General features: G+C 71.2%; 21 protein-coding genes and 1 pseudogene. 11 read left to right on the top strand and 11 right to left on the bottom strand.

Translation table 11 applies throughout. The features are described from left to right. Positions 1-153 precede the first annotated feature (153 nt). Positions 154-783, top strand: a complete 630-nt coding sequence (locus ACQPWU_RS48965; RefSeq protein WP_433433182.1) for a DUF998 domain-containing protein — start codon at positions 154-156, stop codon at positions 781-783. Here ACQPWU_RS48965 and ACQPWU_RS48960 read toward each other — a convergent pair. After that, complete coding sequence (locus ACQPWU_RS48960; RefSeq protein ID WP_433433180.1) at positions 744-1,109, bottom strand: hypothetical protein; 366 nt, start codon at positions 1,107-1,109, stop codon at positions 744-746. The two genes, ACQPWU_RS48965 and ACQPWU_RS48960, sit on opposite strands and share 40 nt — an antisense overlap. Positions 1,110-1,193: 84 nt before the next feature. On the opposite strand from ACQPWU_RS48960, the gene ACQPWU_RS48955 reads away from it, so the two are divergent. The 6 genes from ACQPWU_RS48955 (at position 1,194) to ACQPWU_RS48930 (ending at position 6,728) form a co-directional block, all read left to right on the top strand. Continuing rightward, positions 1,194-1,652 (top strand): universal stress protein, encoded by a 459-nt coding sequence (locus tag ACQPWU_RS48955; RefSeq protein WP_433433178.1) that lies wholly within the window; start codon positions 1,194-1,196, stop codon positions 1,650-1,652. Positions 1,653-1,752: 100 nt separating this feature from the next. Further along, on the top strand, positions 1,753-3,069 hold the full coding sequence (locus tag ACQPWU_RS48950; protein WP_433433176.1) for an APC family permease: 1,317 nt from the start codon (positions 1,753-1,755) through the stop codon (positions 3,067-3,069). 195 nt (positions 3,070-3,264) lie between these two features. After that, complete coding sequence (locus ACQPWU_RS48945; RefSeq protein ID WP_433433174.1) at positions 3,265-4,677, top strand: methionine--tRNA ligase; 1,413 nt, start codon at positions 3,265-3,267, stop codon at positions 4,675-4,677. Positions 4,678-4,736: 59 nt separating this feature from the next. Further along, positions 4,737-5,714 (top strand): phosphotriesterase family protein, encoded by a 978-nt coding sequence (locus ACQPWU_RS48940; RefSeq protein ID WP_433433172.1) that lies wholly within the window; start codon positions 4,737-4,739, stop codon positions 5,712-5,714. A gap of 53 nt (positions 5,715-5,767) precedes the next feature. Beyond that, positions 5,768-6,145: an STAS domain-containing protein gene (locus ACQPWU_RS48935; RefSeq protein WP_360694522.1), complete on the top strand. Its 378-nt coding sequence runs from the start codon at positions 5,768-5,770 to the stop codon at positions 6,143-6,145. Positions 6,146-6,308: 163 nt separating this feature from the next. After that, a complete protein-coding gene (locus ACQPWU_RS48930; protein WP_433433171.1) occupies positions 6,309-6,728 on the top strand; it encodes a hypothetical protein in 420 nt (139 codons plus the stop codon). Positions 6,729-6,771: 43 nt separating this feature from the next. Here ACQPWU_RS48930 and ACQPWU_RS48925 read toward each other — a convergent pair whose 3' ends face one another. The 3 genes from ACQPWU_RS48925 to ACQPWU_RS48915 are packed head-to-tail and all read right to left on the bottom strand — an operon-like array spanning position 6,772 to position 9,850. Then, positions 6,772-6,900, bottom strand: a complete 129-nt coding sequence (locus tag ACQPWU_RS48925; RefSeq protein WP_433433169.1) for a hypothetical protein — start codon at positions 6,898-6,900, stop codon at positions 6,772-6,774. A 30-nt stretch (positions 6,901-6,930) separates the two neighbouring features. Then, entirely contained in the window at positions 6,931-8,580 is a 1,650-nt protein-coding gene (ilvD, locus tag ACQPWU_RS48920; protein ID WP_433433167.1) for a dihydroxy-acid dehydratase, read from the bottom strand. 49 nt (positions 8,581-8,629) lie between these two features. Beyond that, positions 8,630-9,850 (bottom strand): saccharopine dehydrogenase family protein, encoded by a 1,221-nt coding sequence (locus ACQPWU_RS48915; protein WP_433433166.1) that lies wholly within the window; start codon positions 9,848-9,850, stop codon positions 8,630-8,632. A 100-nt stretch (positions 9,851-9,950) separates the two neighbouring features. On the opposite strand from ACQPWU_RS48915, the gene ACQPWU_RS48910 reads away from it, so the two are divergent. Beyond that, complete coding sequence (locus ACQPWU_RS48910; RefSeq protein ID WP_433433164.1) at positions 9,951-10,718, top strand: TetR/AcrR family transcriptional regulator; 768 nt, start codon at positions 9,951-9,953, stop codon at positions 10,716-10,718. Positions 10,719-10,891: 173 nt separating this feature from the next. Here ACQPWU_RS48910 and ACQPWU_RS48905 read toward each other — a convergent pair. Then, positions 10,892-11,788: pseudogene (locus ACQPWU_RS48905) on the bottom strand (MFS transporter); the annotation flags it as partial. A 75-nt stretch (positions 11,789-11,863) separates the two neighbouring features. Between ACQPWU_RS48905 and ACQPWU_RS48900 the strand changes: the two are divergent. Continuing rightward, positions 11,864-12,463, top strand: a complete 600-nt coding sequence (locus tag ACQPWU_RS48900) for a CGNR zinc finger domain-containing protein (protein ID WP_433433162.1) — start codon at positions 11,864-11,866, stop codon at positions 12,461-12,463. A gap of 103 nt (positions 12,464-12,566) precedes the next feature. On the opposite strand, the gene ACQPWU_RS48895 is transcribed toward ACQPWU_RS48900, so the two are convergent. From ACQPWU_RS48895 to ACQPWU_RS48870, 6 genes are all read right to left on the bottom strand, one after another. After that, complete coding sequence (locus ACQPWU_RS48895) at positions 12,567-12,689, bottom strand: hypothetical protein (protein WP_433433160.1); 123 nt, start codon at positions 12,687-12,689, stop codon at positions 12,567-12,569. A 255-nt stretch (positions 12,690-12,944) separates the two neighbouring features. Further along, entirely contained in the window at positions 12,945-14,006 is a 1,062-nt protein-coding gene (locus tag ACQPWU_RS48890; protein WP_433433158.1) for a hypothetical protein, read from the bottom strand. A gap of 443 nt (positions 14,007-14,449) precedes the next feature. After that, positions 14,450-16,930, bottom strand: coding sequence for a Tex family protein (locus ACQPWU_RS48885; protein ID WP_433433156.1), 2,481 nt, complete (start codon positions 16,928-16,930; stop codon positions 14,450-14,452). Between the two features lie 27 nt (positions 16,931-16,957). Further along, positions 16,958-18,121, bottom strand: coding sequence for an amidohydrolase (locus ACQPWU_RS48880; protein ID WP_433433155.1), 1,164 nt, complete (start codon positions 18,119-18,121; stop codon positions 16,958-16,960). Positions 18,122-18,246: 125 nt separating this feature from the next. Continuing rightward, entirely contained in the window at positions 18,247-18,468 is a 222-nt protein-coding gene (locus ACQPWU_RS48875) for a hypothetical protein (protein ID WP_360710446.1), read from the bottom strand. 15 nt (positions 18,469-18,483) lie between these two features. Continuing rightward, positions 18,484-18,918: an RpiB/LacA/LacB family sugar-phosphate isomerase gene (locus ACQPWU_RS48870; RefSeq protein ID WP_360710444.1), complete on the bottom strand. Its 435-nt coding sequence runs from the start codon at positions 18,916-18,918 to the stop codon at positions 18,484-18,486. A 114-nt stretch (positions 18,919-19,032) separates the two neighbouring features. On the opposite strand from ACQPWU_RS48870, the gene ACQPWU_RS48865 reads away from it, so the two are divergent. Continuing rightward, positions 19,033-20,103, top strand: coding sequence for a DUF917 domain-containing protein (locus ACQPWU_RS48865; RefSeq protein WP_433433152.1), 1,071 nt, complete (start codon positions 19,033-19,035; stop codon positions 20,101-20,103). After that, positions 20,096-21,718, top strand: a complete 1,623-nt coding sequence (locus ACQPWU_RS48860) for a hydantoinase/oxoprolinase family protein (protein WP_433433150.1) — start codon at positions 20,096-20,098, stop codon at positions 21,716-21,718. Before ACQPWU_RS48865 ends, ACQPWU_RS48860 begins: the two co-directional genes overlap by 8 nt. Positions 21,719-21,738: the final 20 nt, after the last annotated feature.

Genomic DNA, 21,738 nt, shown 5'->3' with positions numbered 1-21,738 from the left:
CTGAGGGGGGAGTCCCTACCCAGGGGTGCGTTCGCGCAGGTTGCCGGGGGCATCCCAGGGGCTGTTCCGACCAAGGTATTAGGGGATCGATCAGGGCCGTTTCGGGTCCATCTCCGATACTCCGCGAGCGCGCATTCCCCGAGTTTTGAGGGCATGAAGGGATTGCTTGTCAGCGGATTCGCGGCCATCGGCACCGGGAGCGGCGCCATGCTCACTTTGCACGCCGAATCGAATCTCGACCCGTTGCACAGCGTGATCAGCGAGTACGCCTTCCAGGCGACCGGCTGGTTGCTGCCCACCTCGCTGACGTTGTTCGCGGTGGGCTCCGCGTTGATCGCCGAGGCGCTGCGCCGGGCCGGGATGAGCCGCTGGGTCGTCGCGCTGCTGCTGGCGTGGGGGGCGAGCATGTTCCTGATCGGCGCCTTCCCCACCGACCGGCCGGGCGTGCCGCTGTCGTTGTCCGGAGGCATCCACCGCTACGCCGCGTTCGCCGCGTTCCTGGTGATGCCCGCGGCGGGGATGCTGCTGGCCAAGGCGAAGATCCGGTACGCCAGGGCGGTGCGGATCCTCAGCGCGGTGGCCCTCGGTGCGCTGCTGCTGGTCGTGGTCCCGTACGTGGTGCGGATGTTCGGCATCCCGCTGACCAACGACGACATCCCGGCAGGGCTGACCCAGCGGGTGGTGGTCGTCACCGAACTGGGCGTGCTGGCGCTGGCCGGGCTGTCGATGCTGACGCCGTTGGCTCAGCGCTCCCAGGGCGGCTCTTCGCCCATCTTGGCGTAGTAGCGCGCCAGGTGGTCCTTGACAGGTTCGATGTCCTTCTTCGGCAGATCGATCCCGCCGCGGGCGCCCTGCACCACCGCGGCCGCGGCGAACACGGCCCGGGGCACCGCCTTCAGCTCCCCGTCCACGACGTCGGCGATCGGCAGCTTGTACGCGCCGAACTCGTCGGCGTCGTCCGCGTCGTACCAGACGAAGGCTTGGCGGTATTTCGCGTTCGGCCCGTCTTCGGCGCCGGCCCACTTGCGTACCCGCTTCTCCGCCTCGTCGCCGTCCCACTCGCGGTCGCGTTCGGCGAGGGGCAGGTCCTGGAATCGCGTCACGGTCATGAATGGCGGCATACCCCTGACACAGGCGTGAAACGGGCTGTTCGGGAAAGAGGTAGGCCCTGACCTCGCAAAGGAGTGGGTGGAATGACCATCTTGATCGCGTACGACGGTTCGGACGACGCCAAGGCGGCGATCGCCTTCGCCGGGGAGATCATGCGGGGCGAGTCCGCGGTCGTGCTGACGGTGTGGGAGCGGATGGCGATGACCACCGCCAGGGCCTCCGTCGGGCTCATGATGACGGTCGACCAACTGGGCCAGGAGGACAAGGCGATCGAGGAGGCGATGGTGGAGCTCGCCCAGCGCGGCGCGAACCTGGCACGCGACGCCGGGCTGGACGCCATCCCGCGGTGCGACGTGGACTCCCTGGCCGTCTGGTCGACCATCGTCGACGTGGCGAACGAGATCGACGCCAAGCTCATCGTGACCGGGACCCGGGGTCTGGGCGGGGTGCGCTCGCTGCTGCTCGGCAGCACCTCCGACCGGGTGCTGCACCACGCGCGCCGGCCGGTGATGGTGGTGCCCGCCCCTGAGATCAGCACGTGACGAGGGCTACCGCGACAAACGTTCACCCGGCCGTTGGGGTGGATTGTCGGTGGGGTGCGGCAGAGTAGGAGCCTCCTGAGACGGAGGAGGAGGCGGAGACGTGCCCGAGGAGCTCTCGCGACGGCTGGGCACCACCGACGCGGTCGTCGTGGGCCTGAGCGCGATGATCGGCGCGGGCGTGTTCGCCGCCCTCGCGCCCGCCGCGGACGCCGCGGGCAGATGGCTGCTCCTCGCGCTCGCGCTCGCCGCCGTCGTGGCCTACTGCAACGCCACCTCCTCGGCCCGGCTGGCCGCTCTCTACCCGGAGTCCGGCGGCACTTACGTCTACGGCAGGCGGCGGCTCGGCCCGCTGTGGGGCTACCTTGCGGGCTGGGGTTTCACGATCGGCAAGACCGCCTCGTGTGCGGCGATGGCCCTCACGTTCGGCGCGTACATCGCCCCTGACCTGGCGCGGCCCCTGGCCGTCGGCGCGGTCGCCGCGCTGACCTTACTCAGCGTCTACGGCGTGCGGCGCTCGGCCGGGGTCGCCAGGGTGATCGTGGTGTTCGTGCTGGCCGTGCTCGCCGCGGTGGTGGTCGCCGGCCTGTTCGGCGACGACACGGTCACCTTCGGCTGGTTCGCCTATACGCCGCTCGCCGAGTCTCGGTCCCTCGATGTCTGGTACGGCTCCGCGCCGCCCCCACCCGGTCAGGAGGGCGTCGACGTGTGGGGCGTGTTGCAGGCGGCCGGGCTGCTGTTCTTCGCGTTCGCCGGTTATGCCAGGATCGCCACCCTCGGCGAGGAGGTGCGCGACCCGGCCCGCACGATCCCCCGGGCGGTCGGCATCGCGCTGGGCGTCACGTTCGTCGTCTACACGCTGGTCGCGATGGCCGCGCTGCGCGCGCTCGGGCCGTGGCTGCTGGCCAGGTCCCCGGCGCCGCTGGCCGAGGTCGTCAGGGAGGCAGGGGCCGCGTGGCTGGTGCCGGTGGTGGGGGTCGGCGCCGCGGCGGCGGCGCTGGGCGCGCTGCTTGCGCTGCTGCTCGGCGTCTCGCGCACCGTCCTGGCCATGGCGCGCGAGCATGACCTGCCGGGCGTGCTGGCCGCCGTGGACCCGGTGCGTCATGTGCCGCGGCGGGCCGAGCTGGCGGTCGGGGGCGCGGTGATCGTGCTGCTGCTGGTCGCCGACCTGAGGGAGGCGATCGGGTTCTCGTCGTTCGGCGTGCTGGTCTACTACGGCATCGCCAACGCGTGCGCGCTCACGCTCCGCCCCGACGAGGGCGCGCCGCCGAGGCCGGTCCCCGCGCTCGGGCTGGCGCTGTGCGCGCTTCTGGCGGCGACCCTCCCCTTGACGTCGGTGCTCGCCGGGCTGGCGGTCTTCGCGGCCGGCCTGGCCGTGTGGCTGGTACGCCACCGCACCGGCCGCACGGGCGAAGGCTGACGCGCTCCCACGGCCGCTCGTCGCGTCGCGCCGCGGGCAATCCGGTGGCTTGGGCCGCCCGAAGGCAGCTAGCATGAGCGGCATGACGACGTGCCTGGTGATGATGGCCCCCTAGGGGGTTTCACCGGCGACGTCTTGTTGAGGCCCTGCGACCCGGGGCCTCTCGTCGTGTTCGGGGCCCTTTGGAGGCAACCGATGTACATCACGACGACCATCCCCTACGTCAACGCCCGCCCCCACCTCGGGCACGCCTTGGAGCTGGTGCAGGCCGATGTGCTGGCCAGGCATCATCGGCGGCGGGGCGAGCCGGTGCGGTTCCAGACGGGCACCGACGACAACTCGCTGAAGAACGTGCTGGCCGCCGAGGCCGAGGGCGTGCCGGTGCGCGAGCTGGTGGACCGGAACGCGGCCGCGTTCGAGGGTCTGCGGGGACCGCTGGACCTGTCGTTCGACTCGTTCATCCGGACGAGCGCCCACGCCGGGCACCGCGCCGGGGTCGAGCGGATCTGGGAGGCCACGAGGCACGACCTCTACCAGCGGCATTACGAGGGGCTCTACTGCGTGGGCTGCGAGCAGTTCTACCCGGAAGGTCCCTGTCCCGACGGACATGAGGCGCCGTTGCAGCACGTGTCCGAGGAGAACTGGTTCTTCCGCCTCTCCCGATACCAGGACGTCCTGAGCGAGCTCATCCGCTCAGGACGGCTCAGGATCGAGCCCGTCGCGCGGCGGAACGAGGTGCTGGCGTTCATCGAGGCGGGGCTGGACGACATCAGCATCTCGCGCTCCGCCGCCCGGGCCCGCGGGTGGGGCATCCCGGTGCCCGGTGACCCGAGCCAGGTGGTCTACGTGTGGTGGGACGCGCTGGCGAACTACATCACCGCGCTCGAAGGCGATGACTACGACCACTGGTGGGTCACCGAGCCGCGCAAGGTGCACCTGATGGGCAAAGGGGTGATCCGGTTCCACGCGGTGTACTGGCCCGCGATGCTCCTGTCCGCGGGCGAGCCGCTGCCCACGGGGATCTTCGTGCACGACTACCTCACGGTGGAGGGCCGGAAGATCAGCAAGTCGGCGGGCGACGCGGCCGATCCCCTGGCGCTCGTCGACGCGTACGGGGTCGATGCCGTGCGGTGGTGGCTGCTGCGCGAGGTGCCGCGGGTTGGCGACGCCGACTTCACCGAGGAACGGCTGATCGCCAGGGCCGACGAGGACCTGGCCAACGGACTGGGGAACCTGGTCAACCGGGTCGTCACCATGGTCCACCGCTTCCTGGACGGCCACGTGCCCCCTGCCGGGGAGGCGCTCGTCGAGGTGCCGGTGGACGAGGCGCTGGAGGCGTTCGACTTCCGGCGGGCGGCGGTGGCCGTATGGGCGATCGTCGAGGAGGCCAACAAGTACGTCGAACGCACCCAGCCGTGGCGGCAGACGCGGGCCCAGCAGGAGATCTCGCTCGGGACGCTGGTGCACGCGTGCCGTGAGCTGGCCGTACAGCTCGAGCCCTTCCTGCCGACCGCGGCGGCGCGTGTGGCCGCGGCGGTGGACGGTGAGCGGCTGCCCGGGCCGGAGCCGCTGTTCCGGCGGCTCGCCCGGGCCGGGGCAGGTGGTTGACGGGGGTCGTGGACGAGCCTAGGTTGAGCGCCGACAGCCCAGCCGGTATGGAGGCGCGCATGCCCACCGTCGAAACAGTCCGCGGACCCGTAGACGTTGACCGGCTCGGGCAGACGCTCATGCACGAGCACGTGTTCGTCCTCTCCACCGAGCACCTGGACAACTACGGCAGAGGTGCTTGGTGGGACGAGGAGTACCGCGTGGCGGACGCGGTCGCCAAGCTCAACGCGGTGGTCGCGAAGGGCGTGCGGACGATCGTCGACCCGACGGTGTGGGGCCTTGGCCGGTACATCCCGCGCATCCAGCGCATCGCCGGGCAGGTGCCCGGCCTGAACATCATCGTCGCCACCGGCATCTACGCCTTTGAGGAGCTGCCCCACCAGTACGAGCACCGCGGCCCCGGCCTGTTCCTCGACATGCCGGACCCGATGATCGACGACTTCGTACGCGATCTCACCGAGGGCATCGCCGACACCGGCGTGAAGGCCGCGTTCCTGAAGTGCGTGGTCGAGCAGAAGGGCCTGACGCCCGGCGTCGAGCGCATCTGCCGGGCCGTCGCGCAGGCGCACGTGCGCACCGGAGCACCGATCACCGTACACACGAACGCCTTCACGCAGAGCGGCCTGCTCGCGCTCGACCTGTTCGCCAAGGAGGGCGTCGACCTGACGAAGGTGATCGTCGGGCACGCGGGCGACAGCAACGACCTCGACTACCTCATGCGCATGGCCGACACCGGCGCGACGCTGGGGATGGACCGGTTCGGCTTGGACGTCTACAACCCGACCGTACAGCGCGTGGCCACGGTCGCGGCGCTCTGCCAGCGCGGATACGCCGACCGCATGGTCCTCAGCCACGACGTCGCCTGCTTCATGGACTACTTCGGCGGCGCCTGGGACGAGGCCCGCTCAACGCTCGCACCTAACTGGCGCTACGATCACATTCACGACGACGTCTTGGCCGCACTGCTGGACTCGGGTGTGACCGATGACCAGATTGAGCAGATGCTGGTGTTCAACCCGAAGCGCTACTTCTCGTAAAGTGGTCGAAAGGCGCAGCGGAACGGGCAAGCAACGCAGGTAGGTGGAGCTGGGTGACTTCGGAGCAGGCCTTGTCGATAAGCCTCGGACTCCAGGGACCCTGCGTCATCGCGCGGCTGACGGGGGACTTCGACTTCGGGTCCGCGGCGGAGGTGCGTGACCGCGTCACCAAGGCCCTCGATCTCACCCAGCCACCGATGCTCGTCATCGACATGCAGGCCGTCAGCGTCTGCGACTCCTCCGGCCTGTCCGTGCTGGTCTACCTGCACAAGGCGGTCACCGCCTCAGGCGGGAGGCTGCTGCTGTCGGGGCTGAACGGCAGGTGCAAGCACCTGTTCGCGATCACCGCGCTTGACAAGTTCTTCGACATCCGCAGCACGGCCGAGCTGGCCATCGCCGAACTCAACGACACCGGGGACGCGCCGCTGTGACGGAGCGCCGGCCTCGCCGGATAAGCCCGATATAAGCGGATAACCGTTTCGTATCGGATCTTCTTGGCGAAACGTTGGTGTTAGCGCTTTCCTGATAGTAGTCGAACAGGTACGAGTCGCTGCCGACAGGGGGGAGCGACAGTTCTCTGCTACAGGGGGCAAAATGATCAAGCGTCTTGCCGGCACGGCCTTAGTGGCGGCGACCGCGACCACGCTCATGGCGGCGCCAGCCAGCGCGTCGGCGACCGCTGGAACATCGGAGACGACGGCCAGCGCTCAGCTCATCAGCACCAAGGTCTACTTCGGCCGGTGCAAGGACACCTGCCTGATCAAGGTCCGGGTCAGGAACAAGTCGTACAAGACCCTCTACAACGTGAAGCTCAACGCGCGCCTCACTGTCAACGGCCGGAAGGCCGGGTCTTGCTACGACTACGTGGGCACCATCAGACCCCGCAAGATCAAGTGGGCCGCCTGCACCGTGCGCACCGCGACGCTGGCGCAGATGTGGAACAACTGGCTGGACGGTTACTCCAACTTCAACCGGTACGCCAACACCTACGTGTCGTACAGGTACTACCGCTGAGTGACCGCCAGGGGCCGGGCCGACCCCCGGCTGGGCCCCTGGCTCACGCGGTGACGAGGAGCGCCACCCCGATCAGCACCACGACCGGCACGAGCCACATCACGGCCTCGACAGCGAACTCCTTGTACATCGCGTAAGTCTCCTTCTGAGGGCGAACGTCACTGCGCAGCATAGCGGGCTCGGTGAGCTGGTCGATCCTGGCTCAGGCCGTGACCGCGCCGTCCGAGGCGGAGCCGACCGTCGCCATGTACTTGGTCAGCACTCCCCGCTCGACCTCCCTCTCAGGCCGCTTCCACGAGGCCCGGCGCGCCTCCAGCTCCTCCTCCGGCACCACCAGCTCGATCGTCCCCGCCGCGCTGTCGATGACGATCGTGTCGCCGTCGCGTACCAGTGCGATCGGCCCGCCATGGTACGCCTCGGGCGCCACGTGCCCGATCACCCGCCCGTGTGAGACCCCGCTGAACCGCCCGTCGGTCACCAGGGCCACCGAGCTCCCGAGGCCGCGGCCGACGAGCGGGCCCGTGATGGAGAGCATCTCGCGCATGCCGGGACCACCCGCGGGGCCCTCGTAACGCAGGACGATGACGTCCCCGGGCACGATGAGCCCCTCCTCGATGGCGACGTAGCAGTCGTTCTCCGAGTCGAACACCTTGGCCGGGCCCTCGTGGCGGAAGTCTTCCTTGCCGCCCAGCTTGAGCACGCAACCGTCGGGTGCGAGGGAGCCCCGCAGGATGGCCAGCGCGCCGCGCGGCTTGAACGGCTCCGCCACGCTCGCCACCACCCGCTGCCCCGGCGTCTCCTCGGCGTCCGCGGCGACCTCGGCCAGCGTGCGGCCGTCCACCAGCGTGACGTTCTCGCGCAGCAGCCCGGCCTCCAGCAGGCGGCGCACCACCAGCGAGGTGCCGCCGGCCCGCCACAGGTCCAGTGCCGTGTGGTCGCCGCCGCTCGGCTTGAGCCCGGTGATGATCGGAACCTCGCGGCAGACCTCGCCGATCTCGTCGATGTGCAGGGACAGTCCGGCCTCGCGAGCGATGGCCAGCAGGTGCAGGACGGCGTTGGTGGAGCCGCCCATGGCCGCGACCGAGACGATCGCGTTGTGCAGGGCGTCCTCGGTGAGCACGCGCGAAGGACGGGCGTCGCGGGCCAACGCCTCCATGGCGATCTCGCCCACCCGCCGGGCCGCGGCGTTCTTCTCCTCGGCCACCGCGGGGATGTCACCCACGCCGAACGGCGCCAGACCGAGGAAGTCGGCGACGCTCCCCATGGTGTTGGCGGTGTACTGGGCGGCGCAGGTACCGGCGCCCGGACAGGCGTGCCTGGCCAGATCGTCCAGCTCCGCCTGGTCGAGGCGGCCGACGGCCCGCTCGCCGAGCGCCTCCCACATGTCCTGGATGGTGACGTCGCGCCCGCGCCAACGTCCGGGCATCATGCTGCCGCTGTAGAGGACGACGGAGGGCACGTCCAGTCGGGCGAGCCCCATGATCCCGGCGGGCACGGTCTTGTCGCAGCCCACGATGGCCACCAGGGCGTCGAAGCCGTGTGCGCGGCCCATGAGCTCGATCGAGTCGGCGATGACCTCGCGGCTGATCAGCGACGCGCGCATGCCGGGGGTGTGCATGGTGAGGTTGTCGGATACGGCGATCGTGTTGAACTCCATCGGCGTGCCGCCCGCCGCGCGCACCCCCTCGGCGACGTGGGCGGCCAGTTCGCGATGGGTGAGGTTGCAGGGCATGGTGCCGGTCCAGGTGGAGGCGATGCCGACCACGGGGCGGCGCATCTCCTCCTCCGACCAGCCCATGGCGTACAGGTGGGAGCGGGCAGGTGCGCGGTCTGGGTCGTCGGCGATGCTCAAGGCGCAGTCCTTCGTCGTGCCGGTCGTTGCCCCACAATGATCCCAGCGCCTATTGCTCGCGCATGTGCCAGGGTGAGCCGTACTCCACCAGCAGGTCCAGGAACGGGCGCGGCTCGAACGCCTCGGGCCCCAGCACGCCCGCGCCCTTCCACACCCCGTTGGCCATCAGTTCCAGGGCGACGACCGGATTCACGGCGGTCTGCCAGACCACGGCCTGGGAGCCGTACTCGCGCATCGACCATTGGTTGTCCACCACGTGGTAGAGGTACACCTCGCGCCGTCGGCCGTCCTTGACGCCCTTCACCCAGGTGCCGGCGCAGGTCTTGCCGTGCATGCGGTCGCCGAGGCCCGCCGGGTCGGGCAGCACGGCGGCGACCACGTCGCGTGGCGCGACCCGGGCGGTGCCGTCGTCGGTCCTGACGGCGACCGGCTCGGTGCTGTCCACGCCGAGCGCGCGCAGGGTCTTGAGCTTGCCGATGAAGTCCTCGCCCAGGCCGTACTTGAATGTCACCCGCTGGGCGGGGATCCACCTCGGGACGAGCACCACCTCCTCGTGCTCGACGTTCACGCACTCCACGGGGCCGATCCCGTCGGGGAAGTCGAAGACCTCGGGCTCGCTGAACGGCTCCGTGGTGTACCAGCCCCGGTCCTTCTCGTAGATGACCGGCGGGTTGAGGCACTCCTCGATGGTGGTCCAGATGTTGAACGAGGGGGCGAACTCGTAGCCGTCCACGGTCAGGTTGGCGCCGTCCCTGATGCCGATCTCCTCGATCTCGTCGAAGAGCTCGTCGGCGGCGTACCTGGCGAAGACGTCCGCCAGTCCGGGCTCCACGCCCATGCCGACCAGCGCCAGCCTGCCCTTCGCCGCCCACTCGCCGTCGCGGGCGAACTGGTCGTCGCCCAGCTTGACCCCCACCTCCTGGTACGGGCGGTCCGGGTGCGGCCTGGACATCGACATCGCCATGTCGAGGTAGTGGGCGTCGGCCGCGAGCGCCGCGTCGAACAGCGGCAGCACGAAACGTGGGTCGGTGGCGTTCAGGAGCACGTCGCACCGGTGCTCTTTCAGCAGCGCGACGACCGCGGCCTGATCGGCGGCGTCAATTCTGACGGGGGTGAACCTGCCCGCCCGCTCGCCCAGCGCGGCGACGGCCGCCTTCGCGCGGCGGAGGTCGTAGTCGGCGACGACCATGTGATCGACGAACGGGCGGCGCGCGGCGATACGAGTGATGGCGGTTCCCACGCCGCCGGCTCCGATGAGAAGGATACGCATGACGATAAATCCCCTTTAAAGGCATTTTGGGGGGTGTGTCATGAATCCAATCTCGGTAGGCTGTTCAACGTCAATGGCGTTGGCATAAGGAGCCGTCATCGTGGCGAAGCGGGTGGTGCCGGAGGCGGCGCGCAGGCGGCGACGTCCCACCAAGCACGGGCAGGTCCTCACCCACCAGCTCATCGTGGAGACCGCCCTGCGCATGCTCCGCGAGCACGGGGCCGCCGGGTTGACCGCCCGCCGCCTCGGCCTCGCCCTGGGCGCCGACGCCAGCAGCATCTACCGCTATTTCCGCGGCATGGACGACCTGGTCCTCGCGATCGCCGACGAGTTGTTCGGCACCGCGATGGCCGACTGGCGGCCCGTAGGCGACTGGCGCGCCGACCTGCGCGAGTTGGGGCTCCGCATCCACCACGCGTACCTGACGCACCCGCAGGCCGCGCTGCTGACCGCCAGCCGGGTCACCGGCCGGCCGAACGAGGTGGCCGGCGACGAGACCATCCTCGGCATCCTGCGCGGGGCCGGGTTCGCCGATCCGGACGCGGTGCGGATCTATCACGCGTTCATCGACCAGAGCCTGGCCTTCGCCATCCTGGACGCGGCGACCCTGGCCCTGCCGAAGGCCGCGCGCGAGGCGGACGAGGAGGTGTGGCGCGCCACGTACGCCCGGCTGCCCGCCCGTAGCCACCCGAACATCGCCGCGACGGCGCCGCTGCTGGTGGCCCAGATGAACGACAGCGCCTACTCGACGGCCCTGGACATGCTCCTGTCCAGCGCGTCCGAGCAGCTCACCCGGAACGCCCGCCCGGCCAGGGCGAAGAGGGCGGCGAGCGCCACCAGCCCGCACACCCCACGCCACCCCAGGTAGGTGTACGCCCGCACGCCCAGCCACGATCCGGTCGTGCCGCCGAGGAACGAGCAGGTCATGTACGCCGTGTTGAGCCTGCTGCGGGCGGCGGCGTCGATGGCGAAGATCCGCGCCTGGTTGGCCACCTGACCCGACTGCACGGCGGTGTCCAGCAGCAGCATGCCCGCCACCAGCCCAGCCACTCCGATCGGCCCGCCCGTGCCGCCGACGAGCAGGACGGCGGCCGCGGCCACGGTCGCTCCGATGCAGACCAGATTGACCAGGTCGGGGCCCGAGCGGTCCACCCACCGCCCGGCCGCCGGGGCGGCCAGCGCGCTGCCCGCTCCCACAAGCGCGATCAGGCCGACGGCCGTGGCCCCGAACCCGTACGACGGGCCGGTGACCAGCAGCGCCAGGCTCGTCCACGCCGCCGTGAACGCGCCGAACAGCGCCGCCTGGTACACCGCCGACCGGCGCAGCGCAGGCTGGGCGCGCAGCAGTCGCAGCGACTCCAGCAGCAACGACGGGTACGCCTGCCGCGTCGCGGGCCGCGTCACCGGGACCACTCTGGCCATGACCGCGGCCAGGGCGAGCACCAGGCCCGCCGCCACCAGGTAGGGGGCCCGCCAGCCCAGCCACTGCCCGAGGGCGCCGCCGAAGGCGCGGGCGAGCAGGATGCCGGCGAGCAGCCCGCCGAGCAGCGTGCCGGTCACCGCGCCGCGCCGCTCGGGAGTCGCCAGCCCGGCGGCCATCGGCAGGATGACCTGCGGCACCACCGTGGTCAGCCCGACGGCGGCGCTCGCCGCGACCAGCACCGCCGGGCTGGGGGCGAGGCCGGCGGTGAGCAGTCCTCCCGCGGTGACCAGCAGCAACGTCACCAGCAGCGGCCGGTGCGGCACCCGGTCGCCCAGCGGCACCAGGAGGAAGATGCCTGCGGCGTAGCCCAGTTGGACGACCGTCGCCACCAGGGCTGCCGCGTCGGGGCGGATGCCCAGGTCCTGCGCGACGAGAAGGGGGAGCGCCTGTGGGAAGTACACGTTGCCGACGGCGATGCCGCAGGCCAGGGCCAGGATCAGTGTGCGGTCTCTCATGGACACCTCGGGGAACCGGTTTAACTGGTTCCTCGGACGGTACCAGTTAAACCGGTTCCCGGATATCGTGGGGGCATGGTGGCATTCAGGCAGGGCTCTGGGCGGCTGTGCCTCGACTTCGTCCGCACCCTCCGCCGGCGCGGCACGGCCGCCGCGGAGGAGGAGTTGCCTGACGCGGGGGCACTGGAGGCCTGGGTGCGGCAGTGCGGCCCCTGCGATCCATGGCCCGTCGCCTCGCCCGAGGCCGATGACGGCTCGCCTGCTTCCCGGGCCGCGGCTGTGGCGGCCGCACAAGAGTTCCGTGAGGCCGTCCACGCGCTGGTGATGGCCGCGCGCCGCCAGGAGCCTCCACCCTCGCGGGCCCGGGAGCGGGTCAACGAGGAGGCCGCCCGCCCGGCCCCGTACCCGGTGCTGCTGCCCTCGGGGGAGGTGCGCTGGCAGGCCCCCGACCCGGTTGCCGCCACGCTGGCACTGGTCGCCCGGGATGCGCTGGAACTGGTGGGCTCCCCGGCGGTCGCTCGCGTACGTGACTGCGCGGGGCGCGACTGCGGGGCGATGTTCCTGGACAGCTCGCGGCCGGGCAGCCGGCGCTGGTGCTCGATGGACACCTGCGGGAACAGGGCCAAGAAGGACGCCGTGCGATCGAGGAGCGGCGAGCCCAGAGCGGCCGGTTAGGCCGTGTCTTCACGTCGCGATCGAAGCGGGATGGCCGGCCGCTGCGGCGATCGTGCTGCACAGCCGAGCCAGTTTGCCTGGCGTAACCCGCCGCAGTGACGCATCACAGCGATTCCAGGCCGCGCATCGCGATGTCCACGGCCCGCCCGGTTGACGTCAGATACTCCTCCTCCGCCTCGCCGTACGTCTCCAGGCCGGCCAGGCCGGCTGCCTGCACCGCACCCATGAACGCGCCGGTCGCCGCCGCGGCGCTGATGGGGTCCAGTCTGCCGGGGAGGCCTTCAGCAGCGCGTCGGCGATCCGGCGTTGCGAGTCGGACATCACGTGCAGGGCTTTGGCCTGTACGGCGGGCGCGGTCGCGAGCAGCCTCTGGTAGAGGTCCTTCAGCTCCGGGTTCTCGGCCCACGGCCCCTTGATTCGAACACCGGACAGGCCCTTGGCGCGGTGCTCGCCGAGCAGCACGGCGGGGACCATGCGGGAGTCAGCGGTCGCGCTGCGCCTGGGCGATGCGCTTGCCGAGCCCGGCCAGGGACTCATCGGCCATGAGAGCGGGGAGGCGCGGCGCGCCCTCGTCGATCCGGGCGAGCACCTCAGGATGGCCTCCGGAGAACAGGCTCCAGGCCCGCGCCACTTCCGGCGTTGCCGCGATTCCCGCCTCCGACAGGATGGCCTCCCTGGGCAGCCATGACGTCAGGAACTGAGTGGCCCTCGCCGGACTCCACCACAAAGGACGATCGCCAACGAACTCCACCAGCTTCTCGAACGCCTCCTGCGCGCCGGGCAGGTCCGGCAACCCACTCCGCTCCGGCGAAGGGCTGTCACCGGCCGCCGTCCTGGGCAGCTCGCGGAACCGGCTCACCGTGTCGTCGGGCGCCGGCCGTACAAGATCGGGCACCGCGCGCGCCCGCAAAAGCGCGATCGGCCGCACGGCGGGCAATGTGTCGGCGACCATGGCCCCCATGATCCGGTCGCTCAGCTCGAACGCGTCCAGCACGCGCCCCGCGACCACTCCCGGCTCCTCGGCCCGCAGGTCCAGGTCGTCGAGGAACTTGATCTCCTCGACCACCGCGTCAACGGCCAGCCCTCCGCTCACCTGATCGATGCCGACTACGAGGAGATGCGCCTCCTTGCCGTTCTCGTAGCGGAAGGACATGGCCGCGAGGGTCTGCTCGCCGAACGGGTCGGCCTTGCCGTACCAGGCGCCCTCACACGTCACCCGCCCCATCCGCCGCACCCACCCGGGCAGCGTCTCCACCACGCCGCTCCCGGCACGTACGAACACTCCGGCATCCGCGTCCTCATCGGCGGACGGGCTCCCGCCTTCGCCGGCGGCAGTGGTCGTGTTGACGGCGGAGAGGGCAGCGAGGGTCAGACGTGCCTCCGTGCTGCCGTCCTCCACCAGTCGCCCCAGGAAGGACTCCACTTCACCCGGCTCGAGATCGGTGGTGAGCCGCGCAGCCCACAACTCGGTCCGCAGCGGCGACCGCCACCTGAGGAGGTCGCGGGCCTGGGCGATCGCCGTGGTAAACGCTGTCGTGCTCACACTTCGACCGTATCGCCCCTGGCCCGCTTTGGGCGCAAGGCGACGCACCGTCCGGCGCGCAGAAGCCCTCATCCCCGCAACCCCATGCCGCGGCACATGCGGAGGTGTGAGACGCGTGCGGCGCTCCTCTGTGCCGCCACGTCCGTGCGGGGCTTCTTCGCGCCGCACCTCCGCGCCGCACCTCCGCGCCGCACCTCCGCGCCGCACCTCCGCGCCGCACCTCCGTGCGGGTCTCCACCACGCCACCGCCTCGGTGCAGGGGAGGGCAAAGGTGCGCGACCTGGCGGGGTGGCTCTCTCCCGCCAGGCATCCGTGCGGTGGCACGCCGTCACCACCCTGCGGCGGCGGGCAACGGTGCGCGACGGGCGGGGCGGCTCTCCCGCCGGCATCCGCGCGGTGGCACGCCGCCCGGTCAGCCGTTGCCGCGGGCGGATGCCGTCGGGCTAGTTGTCGCCGGTGAGGCCCGCCTTGCGGAGGGCTTCGGCCATGGCGCCCGTGGGGGCCGGGCGATCTTGGCGGCGCTGACCGCCGCGCTGGCCGTCACCGCGGCCGCGCTGGTCGCCGCCGCCCCGCCGGCCGCCATCGCCGCCTCGGCCGGAGTCGCCACCCCGGTTGCCGTCGCCGCCTCGGCGGCCCTCGCCGCGGGCCCCGTCGCCTCGGTTGCGCTGGTCGTCGCCACGCCCCTGGGCGCGGTCGCGCGGGCCGTTGCCCTTTCCGTCGCCCCGTGCGCCATCGCCGCGGCCCGCGCCCCTGCGGGGGCCGTCGCCGGCGGTCTGGGCCGGGGTCTCGTCCTCCAGGCGGAGGGTCAGGGAGATGCGCTTGCGGGGAATGTCGACGTCCAGGACCTTGACCCGGACGATGTCGCCGGGCTTGACCACATCGCGCGGGTCCTTGACGTAATTGCGGGACATGGCCGAGACGTGGACCAGGCCGTCCTGGTGGACGCCGATGTCCACGAACGCGCCGAAGGCCGCGACGTTGGTCACCACACCCTCGAGGATCATGCCCGAGGCCAGGTCGGAGATCTTCTCGACACCCTCCTTGAAGGTGGCCGTCTTGAAGGCAGGCCGTGGGTCGCGGCCGGGCTTCTCCAGCTCCCGCAGGATGTCGGTCACCGTCGGCAGGCCGAACGTCTCGTCCGTGAAGCTGTCGGGCTTCATGGTGCGCAACGCCGCCGTGTTGCCGATCAGGGACTTGAGGTCCGTCTTGGCCGCCGTGAGGATGCGGCGGACCACGGGGTAGGCCTCGGGGTGGACGCTCGACACGTCGAGCGGGTCGTCGCCCCCGCGGATGCGCAGGAATCCCGCGCACTGCTCGAACGCCTTGGGCCCGAGCCGGGGCACGCTCTTGAGCGCGGAGCGCGTCCTGAAGGGGCCGTTGGCGTCGCGGTGGCGGACGATGCTCTCGGCCAGCGTGGAGCCGATGCCCGACACGCGCGTGAGCAGCGGCGCCGACGCGGTGTTGACGTCGACCCCGACGGCGTTGACGCAGTCTTCGACCACCGCGTCGAGCGAGCGGGAGAGCTTGGACTCGGCCAGGTCGTGCTGGTATTGGCCGACGCCGATCGACTTGGGGTCGATCTTGACGAGCTCGGCCAGCGGGTCCTGGAGCCTGCGGGCGATCGACACCGCGCCGCGCAGTGACACGTCGAGCTCCGGCAGCTCCTGCGACGCGTACGGCGAGGCGGAGTAGACCGAGGCCCCGGCCTCCGAAACGACGATCTTGGTGATCGACGGCATGTGCTGGACCAGCTCGGCCGCCAGCTTGTCGGTCTCGCGCGAGGCGGTGCCGTTGCCGATGGCGATCAGCTCGACCCCGTGGCGCTGCGCGAGCGCACCGAGGACGGCCAGCGACTGGTCCCACTGCCGCTTGGGCTCGTGGGGGTAGATGGTCGCCGTCTCGACGACCTTGCCCGTGGCGTCGACCACGGCGACCTTCACGCCCGTACGCAGACCGGGGTCGAGACCCATCGTGGCCCGGCTCCCGGCGGGGGCGGCGAGCAGCAGGTCGCGCAGGTTGGCCGCGAAGACCCGCACCGCCTCGTCCTCGGCCGCCTGCCACAGCCGCATCCGCAGGTCGATGCCGAGGTGCACGAGGATGCGGGTGCGCCAGGCCCAGCGCACGGTCTCGCCCAGCCACTTGTCGGCCGGCCGCCCCTGGTCGGAGATGCCGAACCGGGACGCGATGCGCAGCTCGTAGTCGGGGCTGTCGTCCGGCTCCAGCGTGACGGACAGCACCTCCTCCTTCTCGCCCCTGAACATGGCCAGGATCCGGTGAGAGGGCAGCTTCGTGAACGGCTCGCCGAACTCGAAGTAGTCGGAGAACTTGGCCCCCGCCTCCTCCTTGCCCTCGCGGACCTTCGACACCAGCCGCCCGCGGCTCCAGAGCTGCTCGCGCAGGCCGCCGATCAGGTCGGCGTCTTCGGCGAACCGCTCGATCAGGATCGCCCTGGCCCCTTCGAGCGCCGCGCCCGCGTCGGCCACGCCCTCGGTGACGAAGCCCTCGGCCGTCGCGGAGGGGTCGAGCGTGGGGTCGGCGATCAGCTGGTCGGCCAGCGGTTCCAGGCCCAGCTCGCGGGCGATCTGCGCCTTGGTGCGCCGCTTGGGCTTGTAGGGCAGGTAGATGTCCTCGAGCCTGGCCTTGGTCTCCGCCGCCATGATCTGCTCACGCAGATCGTCGTCGAGCTTGCCCTGAGACTCGATCGACTCAAGGATCGCCGCCCTGCGCTCCTCCAGCTCGCGCAGGTAGCGCAGGCGCTCTTCGAGCGTGCGCAGCTGCGCGTCGTCGAGGGTGCCGGTGACCTCTTTGCGGTATCGCGCGATGAACGGCACGGTGGCGCCGCCGTCGAGCAACTCGACGGCCGCCTGCACCTGGCCGTCGCGTACGCCCAGCTCTGCAGCGATCCGCTGGTGAATAGAGAGCACTTGCCTGCCTTTCGATGGTCCCGCCGGTCAATTGTGCAGGACTACGCCGTCTTTCATGACCAGAGTGCGCGCTGGGTGAACGACCACCGCCTCGGCCGCGCCCCCGCACGGCACGACGACCAGGTCGGCCCGGTCACCCGGAGCCAGCCCGTACGACTCCAGCCCGAGCACGCGGGCCCCGCCGTAGCTGGCGGCCTCCAGCGCCAGCTCGATGTCCTCGTCTCTGCGGAACGTGCTGCGGTAGGCGACGTGCATCGCCCGCTCCAGCATGTCACCGCTGCCGTAGGGGCCCCACAGGTCGCGGATGCCGTCGTGACCGCAGGCGACCGTGACGCCGGCGGCCCGCAGCTTCTTGATCGGCGGCACCGGGAAGCTGTAGACCGCCGCGGTCGCGATGGCGACGCCCGCCTCGGCGAAGCCCTGGATCAGGCGGTCCTGGTGGGCCTCGTCGAGCTGGCCTAGCGCGTAGGCGTGGCTGACCGTCACCCGGTCGGCCAGCCCCAGCGCCCTGGTGCGCTCGGTGATGAGCTCGAGCTCCCACCCGCCCAGCGAGCCGCCGTCGTGGAGATGGAGGTCGAGATGGGTGCCGTAGCGCTCGGCTAATCCGAAGATCAGGTCAAGGTGGCGCACGGGGTCGCGGTCGATGCCCGCCGGATCGAGGCCGCCGACCGCCTCGACGCCGCTCTTCAGCGCCTCTTCGAGCAGCTCGGCCGTGCCGGGGTTGATCAGCACGCCGTGCTGCGGGAACGCCACCTGGCGCACGTCGACGGGGGAGCCCGCGGCCGCCTCGAGCACGGCCTCCACGCCCCGCAGCCCCACTATGGGGTCGATGTCGGTGTGGGTGCGGACATGGGACGTGCCCGCCGCGCTCATGCGCTCCAGCAGCGCGCCTATCCGCTCGACGCTCGGCACGCCCAGCTCCGCACGGCGGCCGAGGTCGTTTCCGATGCGCCCGGCCAGCGTGTCGTCGGCCGAGTGGGGCACCCACGGACCGCCGTAGAGGGTCTTGTCGAGATGGCAGTGCGCCTCGACGAGGCCGGGCAGCACGAGCTGCCCCGCGATGTCGGCGACCAGGGCGCCGGGCGCGTCGATGCCCTGGGCGACGGTGTGGATCCGGCCGTCGCGGACGAGGATGTCGGCAGGGCCCTCGAGCCCCCAGGGGAGCCCGCCGCGGAGCAGGACGTCGGTCATGGCAAGCACCCTAAACGGCCGCACCGACGATTTCCCTGACTCGGCGGCGACAGGTTGCGCTCACGAAGCCGCGGCCGGCTCCGGTCAGGCGCCATTACGGCTCACGAGGCACCGATGGGTGCCGGTCACGAAGGGCGGTCTGCGAAAAGCTCCAGGTGGTGGCAGTACCGGCAGCGATAGGCGTCGATCTCCCACTTGGGCCGGCCCATCAGCTTGGCGCCGCCGAAGATCCCGCGCTCCAGCGCGCCTTCGACCCATCTGGCGAATCCCCGGGAGTTCTCGCCCGAGTCCATGATGAACCCGGGCTCAAGCCCCTCTTCACCGCAATGCGTACAGTGTAAGTTCATGCCCACACAGGGTAGTCAGATCTCGTCGAGGTGGGAGACATTCGCCACATCGGCGGAGTCGGTGCTCGGCCGGCCGTCCAGCCAGGCGTCGAGGATCTCGTCGAGCACCACGTCGGACGTGAGCCGGAGGCTGAGCGCCAGCACGTTCGCGTCGTTCCACTTCCTGGCCCCGTCGGCGGTGTACGCGTCCACGCACAGCGCCGCGCGGACGCCCGGCACCTTGTTCGCCGCGATCGACGCCCCCGTGCCGGTCCAGCAGCAGACCACCGCCTGGTCGGCCCGCCCCTCGCTCACGTCGCGGGCGGCCAGCTCGGAGGCCCACGCCCAGTCGGCGCGCTCCTCGTCGCTGAGCGCGCCGTGGGTCACCACCTCGTGCCCCCGCCTGCGCAGCTCCGACACGACCCGCCCGGCCACGCCGTCTTTGCTGTCGGCGGCCACCGAAATCCGCATGCGCCCTCCCGTTCCTGATCTCAGGTGTACCAAGCGCTGCGAGGGGAGGCAAAGGCATCAGCACATGCCCTGGACTGGCGAAATGAGACGGAATGTGCCAGGTTGTGTCGCCATATGAGCATCGATGAGAGCGACATTCCGGCTCTCGCCCGAGGGTGCGCCGTGCTGGGCACCGGTGGCGGGGGCGACGTGCGCGCCGGATCGCTGGCGGCCGTCGGGGCCATCCGGCAGTACGGCGAGGTCCCGCTGATCGGGCTGGACGAGCTGGGCGACGACGCGTTGATCGTGCCGCTGTCCGGCATCGGGGCCCCGACCGTCAGCCACGAGATGATGCACAGCGCGGACGAGCCCAAGCGCATCGCCGAGGAGATCGAACGCCTCTTCGGCCGCCCCCCGAGCGCGATCATGTCCTCCGAGATCGGGGGCTCGAACGGCGTGGCGCCCGTCGCCTGGGCCGCCCAACTCGGGCTGCCGCTGCTCGACGCCGACGGCATGGGCCGGGCCTTCCCCGAGGTCCAGATGGTCTCCATGTACGTGGCGGGGCTCCCGGCCGACCTGGTGATCATGTCCGACATCGTGGGCAACGTGGTGACCATCCGCCCCATCGACGGCCTCTGGTCGGAGCGGCTCGCCCGGGCCGTGTGCGTGGCGGCCGGCTCGAGCGCGCTGATGGCCGACTACGTGCTCACCACCGCGCGGGCCAGGGGCGCGGTCATCGAGGGTACGGTCACCCGCGCCATCGAGGTCGGCAGGGCCACGGAGGGCGCGGCGGATCCGCTCGGCGCGCTCCAAGAGAGCCTGGGCGCCGTACGGCTGATCACCGGCAAGCTCACGGACGTGGAACGGCGCACCACGGGAGGGTTCGTCAGGGGGACGGCCGCGATCGAGGGCACCGGAGACGATCGGGGCCGCCGTCTCACCCTGGAGCTGCAGAACGAGAACCTGGTCGCCCTCGAGGACGGCCGGGTTCGGGCCATGGTGCCCGACCTCATCACCGTCGTGGACACCGAGACCGCCGGCGCCATCCAGACCGAGGCCCTCAGGTACGGCCAGCGCGTCACGGTGCTCGCCTGGCCGTGCGACCCGCTCTGGCGCACCCCCAAGGGCCTGGAGACGGCCGGGCCGCGGGCCTTCGGGTACGACCTGGACTACGTTCCCGTCGAGGAGCTGACAACCCATGGCTGACCTGCGGATCGGGATCGACGTCGGCGGCACGAACACCGACGCGGTCGTGCTCGGCGCCGACGGCCGCGTGATCGCCAAGGCCAAGCGCCCGACCACTCCGGACGTGACGGAGGGGCTGCGGGCCGCCCTCGACGCGGTCCTCGGCGAGCTGAGCCAAGGGACAGATCCGCTCGGCTCCGGAGCAACCGGGCCGGACGGGCACGCCGGCCCCCACGCCAGGATCAGCCGGGTCATGCTCGGCACCACGCACGCGACCAACGCGATCCTCGAGCGCAGGAACCTCGGGCGCGTCGCCGTGCTCCGGCTCGGCGCGCCCGCCACCACCTCCGTCCCTCCGCTCTCCGGCTGGCCCGGCGACCTGCGCGAGGCCGTCTCGGCGGGGGAGGCGATCGTGCCCGGCGGCCACTACGTCGACGGCCGCGAGATCGGCCGGCCTGGGCTGGACGAGGTCCGCCGCTTCCTGGACGGCGTGGAGGCCGACGCCGTGGCCGTCACCAGCGTGTTCAGCCCGGCCAGCGGCGAGCACGAGCGCCTCGTCGAGGAACTGGTCAAGGCCGAGTACGGCCTGCCGGTCTCGGTGAGCCAGGAGATCGGCTCGCTCGGCCTGCTCGAGCGCGAGAACGCCACCGTGCTCAACGCCGCCCTGTACGGCGTCGCCGCTCACGTGACCGAGGCCCTGGTGACCGCGCTGGCCGAACGAGGCCTGGGCGCGAGACCGTACCTGGCGCAGAACGACGGCACGCTCATGACGCTCGAGCACGCCGCCCGGCTGCCGGTCTCGACGATCGGCTCGGGGCCGGCGAACTCCCTGCGCGGAGCCGCGTACCTGTCGGGGGTGGCCGACGCCATCGTGGTGGATGTGGGCGGTACGTCCACCGACCTCGGCGTGCTCGCCGGTGGCTTCCCGAGGGAGTCGGCGGCGGCGGTGGAGATCGGCGGGGTGCTGACCAACTTCCGCATGCCCGACATCCTGGCCATCGCGCTCGGCGGCGGGACGGTGGTGCGGAACGGCGGCATCGGCCCCGACTCCGTCGGCTACCGGATCGTCAGGGAGGCACTCGTGTTCGGCGGGGCCACGGTGACGATGACCGACGCGGCCGTCGCGGCGGGCCGGAGCCCGCACGAGGCGGCCGGGTGGCGCGAGCGCCTCGAAGCGGCCGCACAGGCGCTGGAAGCCGACATGTCGGAAAGAATGGAAGACACCCTGGAAAGAGCGGTGGCCATCGCCGACGAGATGGTCATCGACGCCGTGGACAGGATGGCCCTCGGCAAAACCGACAGACCCCTGGTCGCGGTGGGTGGCGGGGCGTTCCTGCTGCCTGATGTCATCCCGGGCGCGAGCCGGGTCATCCGGCCGGAGCATGCCGAAGTGGCCAATGCCGTTGGCGCCGCCATCGCACTCGCGAGTGGCAGAGTCGATACGATCTTGCCAGCGGGAGATAGCCGGTCAGAAGCGATCGAAAGGGCCAAGGAGGAGGCGGCGGCGCGGGCCGTGGCGGCGGGGGCCGATCCCTCCGGCGTCGAGATCGTGGACCTCCTCGAGGTGCCATTGAGCTACCTCTCCGAGCCCGCCGTGCGGGTACACGTCAAAGCAGCCGGACCCCTCGCCCGGTGAAAGATCGAAAGGATCCCCCC

The sequence above is a fragment of the Nonomuraea sp. CA-141351 genome, from assembly GCF_050944675.1.
GTDB lineage: Bacteria > Actinomycetota > Actinomycetes > Streptosporangiales > Streptosporangiaceae > Nonomuraea.
The sequence above is the reverse complement of the archived record's forward strand: the minus strand, read 5'-3'. Positions and strand labels throughout refer to the sequence as shown.